Here is a 13,891-nt window from a genome sequence, read left to right as displayed (position 1 = left end):
TTATGCGCTTTAGTGTTATTAGAAAACGTTGGATGTCGTTACTGACGATTGTTGCGCTATTAGCATCAACGTTAGCCGTTAGTGCACCAACGATGGCTTTTTCTAATGATATTGTTTTGTCTTCTCAACATGGTGCAATGGTAGATTGTACTGCTAGTGTCGATTCTTCCACAAACTCCCATCATAATGTTTCTAAGCAAACCGCCGTCAGTGAGTGTGGTGGTGAATCAAAGCATAATTGCTGTAGCGCAACGTGTGCGAACGGTGTTGGGGTTATCAGTGCAGACTTAATGCACGGTATTCATCATTATCTCTTCTCCAAAAGATCGCTCGAACTTGCGTTTAGTCCTATTTATCGAGCAAACGGTCTCGATCGACCCCCTAGAGCGTAATCCAATCTAATTTTTCTAGCCCTTCTTAGAGTTCTAAGAAGTTGTTTAATCGTGCTTATTATTTAAGCGCGCAGATTGGATACTATCGTGAACAAACCTATTACTTTGGTTGCGCTTACCGTGAGCGCTGCCTTGTGGATGCCGATGTCAGCTTTGGCAGACGATGTCACCACGATGCAAGTTACCAACCCAAGCGCAGAACAGCTTGGTTCAGTAACGCTGCAACAGCTGATCGAATTGTCGATCGCCAATGATGCAAGTAGAGTTCGCTTCTACGCTCAATCAGAATCGTTAAGGCAGTCTGGGATTGCTAGCGCTACGTTGAAAGACCCAGTATTAAAAGTTGGCGTTGGCGGCCTACCAACGGACAGCTTTCAATTCGACCAAGATCCAATGACAAACGTGTCAGTGGGTTTGATGCAACAGTTTGGGCGAGGGTCGACGTTAGCTCTGCAAAACCAAAAAACGCAAAAGCAAGCTGATGGTGTTGAATTTCAAGTACAGACACGTGAGCTTGAGATAGCAAACAGTATCTCAAAGCTGTGGTACGAGCTGGGATTTCAGCAACAGTCAGAGCGTGTGCTGCTGGAAAGTCAGGATCTAATGCGAGAAATGGTTCGCTTTATCCAAACTAACTACGCCATAGGTAACAGTGAATCTCAAGATCTGATTCAGGCTCAGTTGCAGGTCAGCAAGTTGGATGAAAAATTGCAGGCTAATAGGCAAATGCAAAACCGCCTAATTGCTCAGCTCTCCGAATGGTTAGGTGCTCAATGGTTGTCTAATTCGCCGACTCTTAAGGCGACCACGACTTCAGACTGGCAGAGATTGGAAGGTCGTCTTTTAGAGCACAGTCGTTCGGACTACTACGCTATTCTCAATCAGCACCCAATGGCTCGCGTGGCAGATATCGAAATAGCTGCAAGTGAAACCCAAGTAGCCATTGCAGAGGAAGCGTACAAACCGCAGTTTGGCGTTGAAGCGATGTATGCCCATCGACAAGCTAACAATATGCGCGGTGAGCCAGCGCCAGATTTAGTGAGCGCTTATGTCACAATGGATATTCCTCTGTTCACTGGTAATCGTCAGGATAAAAATCATGCCGCTGCCGAGTATCAAGTGGTCGCCACTAAATCTAATAAGGATGCATTGCTTTCTCAGATGTACGCCAAAGTCAGTGCACTGACAATGGATAGGCAAAACCTCACCGAACGTCTTGAACGTTATCGTCAAAGTCTCCTTTCTCAGGCTAAAGCTCGCACCAAAGCTGTAGAAAGAGGTTATGAAAACAGCACTGCGCAATTTAGTGATGTGATCACCGCCTCTAGAGACGAACTGGCAATAGAGCTAGAGGCGCTGAGGTTGGAAACCGATCTTAGCTTGGTCAATAGCGACCTGTCCTATTTTCTGGGTGGTTTTGATTATCAAGCCTCAACTCCGGTGCTTTCAGTGCCATCAAAACAACAATAATTCTGAGAAGGTAAACAAAGATGAAGACATTGAATGTTGCGCTATTGGCCTTAGCGGTTGGCGCTGGAATTGGTGTGCTAGTCGCTCCTTATGTCGGAGGTCATAACATGGCGGAGGCGTCCGATGAAAATACCAGTACAACGGGAGCGAAAGAGCCGCTGTACTGGGTAGCACCGATGGACCCAAACTATCAACGCGATCAACTAGGTAAATCCCCAATGGGAATGGACCTTATTCCTGTGTACGCCGATGACCTTAACGGTGGTAATGACAAACCAGGAACGGTCAACATCAACCCGGCGGTGGAGAACAATTTAGGAGTAAAAACAGAACCGGTAAAGCTAGCGAAGCTATCGCCGCGTATCGAGACAGTCGGCTATATCGCTTTTGATGAAAGTCGTTTGTGGCAAACCAATGTGCGCGTTGCAGGCTGGGTCGAAAAGCTCTATATCAATGCTGTGGGAGAGCGTGTTAACAAAGGAGATGTGTTATTCAAGCTTTATTCACCAGAGCTGGTCAAAGCGCAGGAAGAGTTACTTAATGCCCATCGCACAGGACGCAGTAGTTTGGTTAAAGGCGCCACGGAGCGTTTAATTTCCCTGGGTGTAGACCGAGCTCAAATTAACCAGATAGTCAAGCAAGGCAAAGCGTCCCAGACCATTGATATCAAGGCACTGGGCAATGGTGTGGTGGCTACATTGAATATCCGAGAAGGTGGCTATTTGTCCCCAGCTCAATCGGTTATCAGCGCGGGGCCAATTGATGAAGTTTGGGTCGATGCTGAAGTGTTCGAACGCCAAGCGGAATGGATCAAAGCGGGTAGCCAAGCAACGATGACATTAGACGCGCTATCAGGCAGGGAATGGCAAGGAGAAATTGACTATGTTTATCCGATTCTCGACCCTGCAACGAGAACGCTAAGAGTAAGACTCAAGTTTGCTAACCCAGACCATCAATTGAAGCCAAATATGTTTGCCAACATTGCGCTGCAACCCAAGACGGAGCATGCGGTGCTCACTATACCTCGTTCAAGCGTGATTCGCTCTGGAGGGATGACTCGCGTGGTGTTATCCGAAGGAGGCGGTAAATACCGCTCGGCACGTATCGACATTGGACGAGAGGCCCGTGACCGAGTTGAGGTGTTAGCAGGATTGACCACAAGTGACAAGGTGGTGACCTCTGCGCAGTTTATGTTGGATTCGGAGTCAAGCCAAAGTGCGGATTTGTCACGAATCAACGGTGTAGAACCGCCAGCGGAGGCTGTGTGGGCGCAAGGTGAAATCACGAGTGTGATGGCAGGGCACAATATGTTGACCATTAATCACCAACCCGTGCCAGAGTGGGATTGGCCGGGGATGACTATGGATTTCACGGTGGACAAGGGTGTCAACCTTAACACCTTGCAATCGGGTCAACAGGTTGAGTTTGAAATGGCAAAGACCGATTCAGGGCAATACGCCATTATCGATCTCAAAGTGAGTGACAAACGGGTTGTCGAGCAAGTTTGGGTTCAAGGGGATATCACCATGTTGATGGCTGATTTTGGCATGATAACCCTCAGTCACAACGCCGTTGCTGAATGGGGCTGGGAAGCCGGAGAAATGAACTTCACTTCTCAAGGAAATGTGGATTTAACAGGCTTCTCTGAAGGCGAAACGGTGCGCTTCTTAGTGACGAAGCAGGGTTCGGACTATGTGCTTATTGATCTGCAGCGTGGAGGAGGTCAGCCATGATTGGAGCCATTATTCGTTGGTCTATCAATAATCGTTTTCTGGTCTTGGTCGCTACCTGCTTTTTGACATTAGCAGGTTTGTACAGTGTGAAGAATACACCTGTTGACGCTATTCCTGATCTGTCAGATGTTCAGGTGATTATCAAAACCAGTTATCCGGGACAGGCTCCACAGGTTGTTGAGGATCAGGTTACTTATCCTCTGACGACAGCCATGTTAGCGGTGCCGGGCGCAGAAACGGTGCGGGGATACTCCTTCTTCGGTGATTCGTATGTGTACATTATCTTCAACGATGATACCGACATGTACTGGGCACGTTCGCGGGTTTTAGAGTACTTAAGCCAAGTTACGCCTAACTTACCAGCACAGGCAAAGCCGACTCTGGGTCCCGATGCGACAGGGGTGGGCTGGATTTACAGCTACGTACTACAAGACAAGACAGGCCAGCATGACCTAGCAGAACTTCGCAGTATACAAGACTGGTTTTTAAAGTATGAGTTACAGACCGTTGCTGGCGTTTCGGAAGTCGCGACGGTAGGCGGTATGGTCAAGCAGTATCAGGTCCAAATTGATCCTGCTAAGTTACGTGCTTATGACCTGACCTTGCAGCAGGTCAACATGGCTATCAAAAATGGTAACCAAGAGACTGGTGCATCAGTGATAGAGGTCGGTGAGGCTGAACATATGGTTCGCACTACGGGTTACTTGAGTAGCATTGAGGATATCAAAGCGCTTCCTCTTAAGGTGACGAGCAAAGGTACTCCTCTATTGCTGGGGGATATCGCGGACATCAATCTTGGGCCTCAAATGCGTCGTGGTATTTCCGAGTTTAATGGTGAAGGTGAAGCGGTTGGTGGCGTTATCGTTATGCGTTTTGGGGAGAACGCCAGTCAGGTTATTCATGATGTCAAAGCAAAGTTGGAAGAGCTGCAACGCGGTCTGCCTGATGGCGTTGAGATTGTTGCGACTTATGACCGTTCAACGCTCATCGATGCGGCGGTTGAAAATCTATGGAAGAAGTTGGCAGAAGAGTTCGTGGTAGTAGCCATAGTCTGTGCGCTGTTCTTATTCCACATTCGTTCTTCACTTGTGATTGCTATTAGTTTGCCCATTGGCATTTTGTCCGCATTTATCGTCATGCACTGGCAAGGGATTAACGCCAATATTATGTCGTTGGGTGGGATCGCTATTGCCATTGGGGCTATGGTCGATGGTGCGATAGTGATGATCGAAAATGTTCACAAACATATCGAGAAAACGCCCCTCACCGATAAAAACCGCTGGCAAGTTATCGGACGCGCAGCAGAAGAAGTCGGTGCTCCGCTGTTTTTCTCTTTGCTTATTATCACATTGAGCTTTGTTCCTGTGTTCGCGCTTGAAGGGCAGGAAGGCAAAATGTTCTCACCACTCGCTTATACCAAAACATACGCCATGGCAGCAGCTGCGGGTTTAGCCATTACTTTGGTGCCTGTGCTGATGGGGTACTTTATTCGTGGGAAAGTGCTGCCCGAACATAAAAATCCCGTCAACAAAGCGTTGATTGTCTTGTATCGACCGATGCTTAACCTAAGTCTTCGTTACCCTAAATCGATGATTGTACTGGCTATCGTCTTGATGGGGTCGGCTTTCTATCCGACCAGTAAGTTAGGTAGTGAGTTTATTCCGCCTTTGGATGAAGGGGATTTGATGTACATGCCAACGACTTATCCTGGTATCTCGATTGGTAAAGCACGTGAACTGCTTCAACAAACCAACAAGTTGATCAAGACCGTTCCTGAAGTCGAGACTGTGTGGGGCAAGATTGGTCGTGCAGAAACTGCCACTGACCCAGCCCCTTTAACCATGATTGAGACCACCATCCAATTGAAGCCTCGCTCAGAGTGGCGAGATGGCGTTACCACAGAATCACTACGTAAGGAGTTTGATGATTTGGTTCAGTTCCCAGGGCTAACAAACGCGTGGGTAATGCCAATTAAGACTCGCATCGACATGTTGGCCACTGGGATAAAGACGCCAATAGGTATCAAGATCGCTGGACCTGATCTCAAAGTCATCGAGGAGATAGGTGCCAATATCGAACCTATCCTCAATACGATTCAAGGCACGGTGTCGGTATATGCCGAAAGGGTAGCGGGTGGACGATATGTCACGATTGATATCAAACGACTCGCCGCCGCGCGTTATGGCCTTAACGTCAGTGATGTTCAGCAAGTTGTGTCAACGGCAGTGGGTGGTATGAATGTGGGCGAGACAGTGGAAGGGTTGGAGCGATACCCAATTAACGTTCGCTATCCACAAGATTATCGTGATTCGGTGGTGAAGCTACAGAACCTGCCTCTTGTCACTCCAAATGGTGCTCGAATCGCGTTAGCAGATGTGGCGGAAATTCGCTATGAAGATGGCCCGCCAATGATTAAGACTGAGAACGCTCGCCCGAACGGCTGGGTGTTTGTTGATATTGCTGAGCGCGATCTTGGGTCGTATGTCACTGAAGCTCAAAACATTGTGGCAGAGCAATTGCCCCTACCAGCGGGGTACTCGCTAACGTGGTCTGGTCAATATGAGTATATGGAGCGCGCCAAAGATCGTTTAAGCGTTGTTGTGCCTGTTACTCTCTCCATCATTATGTTGCTGCTTTACCTGAGTTTTAGAAGGGTCGGTGAAGTGCTGGTCATTATGGGGACACTGCCGCTCGCCATGGTAGGTGGCTTGTGGCTTATGCACTACCTTGGGTACAACTTCTCGATTGCTGTAGGAGTTGGCTTTATCGCGCTTGCTGGGGTAGCGGTCGAGATTGGAGTCATTATGCTGGTTTACCTAAATCAAGCATGGCATGCACGCAAACTAGCGGCACAAGAAAATCAAGCACCACTAACGCTCGATATGTTAACCGAGGCAATCCGAGAAGGAGCAGGGCTGCGTGTGCGACCCGTCATGATGACGGTGTTAACAGTTATCATCGGTCTTATTCCAATTATGTATGGGTCAGGTACTGGCTCTGAAGTGATGCAACGGATCGCCGCTCCAATGATTGGCGGCATGGCATCCGCGTTACTGCTCACATTGCTAGTCCTTCCGGCTATCTACAAGTTATGGAAATCAAAAGAAATTAACCAATAACCGTTGGCGGCCTCTAATGAAGAGGGCGCTAATCACTTATTTAAAAAGGAAGCAATCATGAAAAAAACACTGATAACATTAGCTCTTACCATCGCTTCAACCGCCGTGATGGCAGAAGGTATGGATCATTCGAAAATGGATCACTCCAATATGGACCATGGCATGATGAATCATTCTAATATGGACAACGCTAAGATGGACCATAGTAATATGATGAACATGGATGGGATGTCTGCTGTGGGTATGCCTGCCAAGGGAGCAAAGCCCGATAAAGTGGTACATGTGATTTTAACGGATGACATGAAAATCACTTTTAAGCGTGATGTTAAGATAGAACCTAATGACGTCGTTCAGTTTGTGGTCATGAACACTGGCAAAATCGACCATGAGTTTTCTATCGGTTCTATTGCAGAACAATTGGAACACCGTGAAATGATGAAATCGATGCCAGCGGGACATGATCATCATGGTATGGGCAACGTGGTTTATCTTGAACCAGGCAAAGCAGGACAGTTGCTATGGCATTTTCATGGTGAGAAACAAGTCGAGTTTGCTTGCAACATTCCAGGTCATGCAGAAGCTGGGATGGTTAAGAGCATCACATTGTAATAGAGCGGTGTTTCGTTAGTAAAAGTGCCCTAGAAGATAACTTCAAGGGCACTCAGGTCAGCAGGAAGCCTTGTCAGCGAGCTGCCATTAGCCTATTTGTTCGGCGGCGTACCTTCGGCGTTCGACATAATAGCATCTATTTGAACTACCGCATTAGACGGTAAACTGGATACGCCAATAACGGTCAACGCTGGCAACAAATCACTGAAATAGCTTCTCAATACTTCCTCTAGTGCGCACAAATCATTCATGTCTTTTAGCTGAATGTTGAGTTTAACAATGTCATCCATCACGTGGTCGATATTTTCTACGATGGCTTTAATGTTCTCGAAGCATTGCATCGCTTGTTCTTTTGTCCCTGAAGCAACAATCTTACCAATCGAAGAATCAATAGGCAGTTGCGCTGAGATATTGTTGTAGTGAGAGAAGGCCACGCTTTGCGTCGATAGGGCGTTTAACGGTGCTTTTTCGGTATTGGTTGCCTTAATAACGATGCCGTGACGGTCTTCAACTAATTGAGGCGGTGTACCATCGCCATGAGAAACGGTCGCATCTATTTGTACGAGTGCATCCAGCGCTAAGCCTTCCACAACCACAGTGGAGCGTGCAGGTAAGTAATTAACGGCACGAGCAATGGAAGAATCTGGGAAGAAGGTTTTATACACTTCGTCAACGGCCTCAAGATCCTCCAACTTTGTGATATGAATATTTGTTTTGACGATATCATCCATCGGCACGTCAATGCTTTCGAGTATCGTTTTGATATTGCGTAGACATTGTTGTGTCTGTTCTTTTATCCCGCCTGTCACTACATTCCCCGACTTTGGTTCGATAGGCAGCTGAGCTGAAATATGATTGTAGTGGGAAAACGCAACAGTCTGGCTTGAGAGTGGTGTTATCGGCGCGTTGACGCTATTTCTAGTTAATTTCACCAAATCACAAGGGTCTTGAGGGTAGGTACCTTCGCCATTTGAAATGACAGCGTCCATTTGCACCAACGCCCCTTTCATTGGCAAGTCAGCGACTGCAAGTGACGTATAAGTGGGGCGGTGCAGAGGAAAGAAGGAAGCATAGACTTCATTGACTTTATCGAGGTCGGTAATGTTTTTCAGGTAAACGTTGATCCTCACCACGTCACTCATCGTATGCTCAATGCTGTTTACTATCATTTTGATATTTTTCAGACACTGTTTTGCCTGCTGCTCTATACCACCCGCAATAAGAGTCTTGGTAGCAGGATCGATGGGTAATTGAGCCGAAATATTATTGTAGTGAGAAAAGGCAACAGACTGTGTAGATATTGGGCTTACGGGCGCTTTTTCAGTATTCCTTGAAACCTTAATGATACGGTTATCCATGTAGTGGTATCTCCAATTTTCGTTATTAGTTAGGATAAAACGAACAAATAATAAGCAAAAAGAGAGCCAAACTAACAAAAGGGTAAATCAAAGCTTCAAGTAGGGCGGATTTACTGTCGCACTAAATGCATAGTGAGGCGTTTATCTTAGCTTCTGGCACTAAGATTTATCTGACAGTGAGAGCGGGTGGTATAAGTCGAATTACGTTTGTGTTAAGCGTCTAGTTAGGTTTCAAGTAACGATTCTTGTTAATTTTTTAGGCAATTTTAGCGATTTAATCTCATGAGTTGAGAAAGTCATGGGATTAATTCATTAGAGACGAAAATGAGAGGCCGCACTACTCTCATCTGCAGAAAAGTCTACTAATAACGATTTGAATCTTATCAACCGAATATGAAACTAGCACGTTAATGGAATCTCGACTAACTTTAATCCAACGTCGTTGTGCCTTTTAAAACAAACGCTTAATGACAACTTACGCAATAGTTTCAATGATATAAAGGATTGATAATATGCCTCTTCATAAAAAGTCAGCTGTTCGTGGTTCAATGTTAGATGATGTTTACTCTTCCAAAGATTTGTCAGTGGTTATGCCCAAGTATCGAATCCCTGAGAATGAGCACGCACCTGAACATGCCTATCAAGTTGTTCACGATGAACTTATGCTAGACGGTAACTCGCGTCAGAACTTAGCGACATTTTGTCAAACATGGGTAGAAGATGAAGTTCATCAATTGATGGATGAATGCATCGATAAGAACATGATTGATAAAGATGAGTACCCACAAACGGCCGAGATCGAATCGCGTTGTGTTCATATGTTAGCGGATCTTTGGCATGCGCCAGATGCAGAGAACCCAATGGGTTGTTCAACGACGGGGTCGAGTGAAGCTGCGATGCTTGGTGGGATGGCATTAAAGTGGGCTTGGCGCGAAAAAATGAAGAAGCAAGGCAAATCTACCGACAAACCAAATCTTATTTGTGGCCCAGTACAGGTTTGTTGGCATAAGTTTGCGCGCTATTGGGATATTGAACTTCGTGAGATTCCAATGGAAGGTGATCGCCTTATCATGACACCTGAAGAAGTGATCAAACGTTGTGACGAAAACACTATTGGTGTAGTGCCGACTCTCGGTGTGACGTTCACATGCCAGTATGAGCCAGTAAAAGCGGTTCATGAAGCTCTAGATAAGCTTCAAGAAGAAACAGGCTTAGATATTCCGATTCACGTTGATGGCGCCAGTGGTGCGTTTTTAGCGCCTTTCTGTGACCCTGATTTAGAATGGGACTTCCGCTTGCCTCGTGTTAAATCGATTAATGCTTCCGGCCACAAATTTGGGCTTTCGCCATTAGGTGTGGGTTGGGTCGTGTGGCGTGATGCTGATGCGTTGCATGAGGATTTGATCTTCAATGTAAACTATCTTGGCGGTAACATGCCGACATTTGCATTGAACTTCTCTCGCCCAGGGGGACAAATCGTTGCGCAGTACTACAACTTCTTAAGATTGGGTAAAGAAGGCTATAAAAAGATTCATGATGCATGCTACGAAACAGCACGCTACATTGCCAAAGAAGTTGAGCAGATGGGCATGTTTGAAATCATTTACGATGGCCACGGTGGTATTCCGGCACTAAGTTGGTCTATCAAAAAAGGTGCAAACCCAGGCTTCAACCTTTATGACTTATCGGATCGCATTCGATCTCGTGGTTGGCAGATTGCAGCGTATGCAATGCCTGCGGATCGCCAAGATCTGGTTATTATGCGTATTCTCGTACGTCACGGCTTTAGTCGAGACATGGCGGACTTGCTGATCTCCGATTTACAGCACTGTGTTGATTTCTTCGATAAGCATCCAGTGATTAACGGCAGTGATGCCGACGAGTCAAGTAACTTTAACCACGGTTAAGTTGCCACCGCTCTTAGTAAACGGCAGAGTGATGCGGTGCATTGCTCTGCTGCTTCAATCAGAATGTAGCAGGTGAGATCATGTCTTTTCTTTTTAATTACTTATCTGAAAACCCATTTGTATTTCTATTTCTATCACTCGCGATAGGGTACCCATTAGGACGTATTACCGTTAAAGGTGTGAGCCTTGGTACAACGGCAGGTACATTGATTGTTGGTGTTGCGTTGGCGTTGACCTCATTTTCAGTCTTTGGATTGAAAATTGAGGAACCGGGCCTAGTATCGGACATCTTTTTAATGATGTTTATGTACGCCATTGGCATGAAAGTAGGTCCTCAGTTCTTTTCCGGACTGGCGAGAGGTGGCTTAGATTTTGTCGTAATTGGGCTAATCGTTGTCTTTAGTAACTTTGCCATCGTTGTGATTGGCGCCAAGCTAATGGGATTAGAGCCCGGATATGCGGCGGGTATCATTTCTGGAAGTTATACCGTTACCGCAGTAATGGGCGTTGCGCAATCAGCCATTACCTCAGGGGCTTTTGTGCCGCCAGCGGGAATGAGTGCAGATCAAGTCAGCGCGAATATCGCGGCAGGCTATGCCATCAGTTATGTGTTGTCGACAGTTCTTATTATATTGCTGATCAAATACTTACCTTCGATGTTTGGTATTGATCCAGTAAAAGCTGGTAAAGATGCCGAGAAAGAATTCTCTACTGGTGATGATAACGAGAAACTCCCTAGCACCTTTGGCTTTTCAGACGTTGGTGCATTGCCTATTGATGTTCGAGCCTATAAGGTGACCCATGAAGAGTTGGTAGGGCGCTCGGTCCAAGATCTTTATAAACATTTCCCCGATGCAGTGGTGCTAAAAGTCGTGCGGGGCGATGAAGTGTTGGATGCTTCGGAGAACCCAACGTTACAGTTAGGTGATGTCATCGGTGTTCGTGGTGAATACAGTGCTCTTATCAAAGAAGGTGAAGCAGATATTGGCAATGAAGTTGACGAACCTCGAGCGCGCAATGTCGATATTGAAGTTGCTGACATCCATGTGGGTAAATCAGAACATGCAGGTAAAACTATTGCTCAGTTGCATGCTGAGGTGGGTTTTGGCGTGTACTTCAAAGCGCTATTTCGACAAGGTCATCAACAACCACTATTACCTAATACAGCGGTAGAAGTGGGTGATGTTGTTCGTATTGCAGGCTCACAGTGGTGTGTAGAACAAACAGCTTCTCAGTTGAATAGTGTGCCCATTGTAGAGAGCACAGTCACAGAAACATTCTACTTAGCGTTAGCATTGCTAGTAGGTTATGTGTTTGGCCACTTGAGTGTGACCATTGCAGGAATCCCATTTGCCTTGGGTACATCTGCTGGTTGTATGCTTACTGGTATCGTGTTCTCGTTCTTAAGAACTCGTAACCCAGCCTTTGGCGGCCCAATGAGTGAGGGGGCGCGAAGCTTCTTACAAGATATTGGCCTTAATTTATTCGTAGCGGTGCTAGCTGCGACTGTTGGGCCTAAGATCCTAGCCTCATTTCAAGGCATTATTGTGATTAAAATAGCGTTACTTGGCGTGACTGCAGCACTTGTTCCACCGTTATTAGCTTGGTTGTATGGTCTGTATGTTCGTAAGATGAATCCGGCTATTCTTGCTGGTGCCTGCGCTGGTGGTAGGAATAGCACACCTGCAATGAAAGGAGCTCAAGATGCTACTCAAAGTGACATGCCGGCGATTGGCTATCCAGTGCCGTACGCGTTGACTTCCGTTATCGTGTTAATCCTTGGCTATATCGCAATGGTTATCAGCTAATCGTCTTATGAGCTGAATGCGATACTAATGAAAAACGGCACTCTTTGTGCCGTTTTTCTTATGCCATTTATACGTGATTCATAAAACCGCAGGCATCATAAAACTCACACTCCAATATCAGAATAAGTTGACACTATCGGCTAAATCCTGCTCAATATCCTGACCGTAAGGTCAGAAAATCAAGGGAATGGAAATGAGTGATATTGAGATTGGCTGGCGAGATAGGCTGTTTATGAACATCAGTATGCCAGTAAAAATGCTGCTACCGGGCATTGTAGGTTGCTTGGGTATTATCGTTCTATGTATATCAAATTTGTACGCTTTAGGTTTGTTATCGGGTGGCGATGGCGTTCAATTACTACTATCGCCTGCTGCGATTATCGTCTTTTCAGTGGTAGTCGTTGGGTTGGTGCTGTTTTTATCCACCGGCATCTCTCAGAATATTTTACCGCTTCTCAAACACATCATTGATACTATGCAGCAGGTTCAGCGTGGTCAACTTGATCACCGAATTGGCTTTTCAGGACAAGATGAGTTCGGTCAGATTGGTTCAGCTGTCGATAGCACTCTCAATAAATTGGTTTCTCTGATCAATGATGTTAATGGTTCAGTTGAGCAGCTTCAGCGTTGCACTCACCATATCGAAAGTGCTTCTTCGGATTTAGATGGCTTGTTCAAAACGCAGGTGACTCAGCTAGCCGATACCACGTCAGACATCAACAATATTCAAGTGGCGATAAGTCGTGGTGAACAAGAAGCACAGCGCAGCCTTGATGCGAGCCAGTCCATCTCCAATCAGTTCTTAGCGATTCAGGAGAACAACCAGCAACTAACTAAAGATGTCGTTCAACTCAGACACGAAATGGCAGAAGCAAATCAATCAAGTAATGTATTGACCGATGTTTCGATGAAGGTTCGGGATGTTTTGCATGTGATTACTTCCATCTCAGAGCAGACGAATTTGCTTGCGCTGAATGCTGCCATAGAAGCCGCTAGGGCGGGTGAAGCTGGACGGGGGTTTGCAGTTGTAGCGGGAGAGGTCAGAACCTTATCGGAGAACACCCAAAACGCTGTGTCGGAAATTCAAACCATGACCAAACAGCTTATCGATACGGCGAGTACTTTAGTATCTGCGATTGCGAAAAGCGAGAGCAGTGTGAGTGAAATATCCCAAGTGACTACGCGGTCCACGGCCAGCTTTGACGATATAACTGTCGCTTATAACCAGCTTCTGGCATTGAATGAACAGATCTGTAACGACTCGGTAGAAACACTGCACCTATGTGAGCAGTCTATCGATAGTTTAGAGGTGGTGAATAAATTGGCGCTCGACTGTACTAAAAGCACCGACAATGTTGTGCGTGCTAAGGATGAGTTGGTGACGATATCGGACTGCTTGGATGCTTCATTGGAGTCGATTGCGAAATAGCTGAGTAACGATGGTGACAGAGATAGGTCGACAGACAAACAAAAAACGCAGCGTTTAACGACTGCG

At 46.2% G+C, this 13,891-nt stretch carries 9 protein-coding genes; 8 read left to right on the top strand and 1 reads right to left on the bottom strand.

What is annotated here, in order from left to right:
* The first annotated feature begins 2 nt into the window (after positions 1–2).
* The 5 genes from VME0621_RS14275 to copI all read left to right on the top strand — a co-directional run bounded on the left by VME0621_RS14275 (position 3) and on the right by copI (position 7,323).
* Positions 3–392, top strand: coding sequence for a hypothetical protein (locus VME0621_RS14275; protein ID WP_065311695.1), 390 nt, complete (start codon positions 3–5; stop codon positions 390–392).
* A 138-nt stretch (positions 393–530) separates the two neighbouring features.
* Entirely contained in the window at positions 531–1,862 is a 1,332-nt protein-coding gene (locus VME0621_RS14270) for a TolC family protein (RefSeq protein WP_231892949.1), read from the top strand.
* Positions 1,863–1,882: 20 nt separating this feature from the next.
* Positions 1,883–3,595 carry an efflux RND transporter periplasmic adaptor subunit gene (locus VME0621_RS14265; RefSeq protein ID WP_062463277.1) on the top strand — a complete coding sequence of 571 codons (1,713 nt, stop codon included), beginning with the start codon at positions 1,883–1,885 and terminating at the stop codon, positions 3,593–3,595.
* Positions 3,592–6,714, top strand: coding sequence for an efflux RND transporter permease subunit (locus VME0621_RS14260; RefSeq protein WP_062463280.1), 3,123 nt, complete (start codon positions 3,592–3,594; stop codon positions 6,712–6,714). The genes VME0621_RS14265 and VME0621_RS14260 overlap by 4 nt, the downstream gene beginning before the upstream one ends.
* A 57-nt stretch (positions 6,715–6,771) precedes the next feature.
* On the top strand, positions 6,772–7,323 hold the full coding sequence (gene copI / locus VME0621_RS14255; RefSeq protein ID WP_062463283.1) for a copper-resistant cuproprotein CopI: 552 nt from the start codon (positions 6,772–6,774) through the stop codon (positions 7,321–7,323).
* A 92-nt stretch (positions 7,324–7,415) separates the two neighbouring features.
* On the opposite strand, the gene VME0621_RS14250 is transcribed toward copI, so the two are convergent.
* Positions 7,416–8,681 (bottom strand): RidA family protein, encoded by a 1,266-nt coding sequence (locus VME0621_RS14250; protein ID WP_062463287.1) that lies wholly within the window; start codon positions 8,679–8,681, stop codon positions 7,416–7,418.
* A gap of 512 nt (positions 8,682–9,193) precedes the next feature.
* On the opposite strand from VME0621_RS14250, the gene gad reads away from it, so the two are divergent.
* The 3 genes from gad (at position 9,194) to VME0621_RS14235 (ending at position 13,825) form a co-directional block, all read left to right on the top strand.
* The gene (gene gad / locus VME0621_RS14245; RefSeq protein ID WP_062463290.1) at positions 9,194–10,588 is read left to right on the top strand and encodes a glutamate decarboxylase; all 1,395 of its coding nucleotides are present in this window, start codon (positions 9,194–9,196) and stop codon (positions 10,586–10,588) included.
* 80 nt (positions 10,589–10,668) lie between these two features.
* Positions 10,669–12,396 (top strand): aspartate:alanine exchanger family transporter, encoded by a 1,728-nt coding sequence (locus tag VME0621_RS14240; RefSeq protein ID WP_062463293.1) that lies wholly within the window; start codon positions 10,669–10,671, stop codon positions 12,394–12,396.
* A 193-nt stretch (positions 12,397–12,589) separates the two neighbouring features.
* On the top strand, positions 12,590–13,825 hold the full coding sequence (locus VME0621_RS14235) for a methyl-accepting chemotaxis protein (protein WP_062463296.1): 1,236 nt from the start codon (positions 12,590–12,592) through the stop codon (positions 13,823–13,825).
* Positions 13,826–13,891 lie beyond the last annotated feature (66 nt).

The organism is Vibrio mediterranei, from assembly GCF_900088415.1.
GTDB lineage: Bacteria > Pseudomonadota > Gammaproteobacteria > Enterobacterales > Vibrionaceae > Vibrio > Vibrio mediterranei.
Note: the sequence above shows the minus strand (reverse complement) of the source record. Positions and strands in the feature narration are given on the sequence as shown.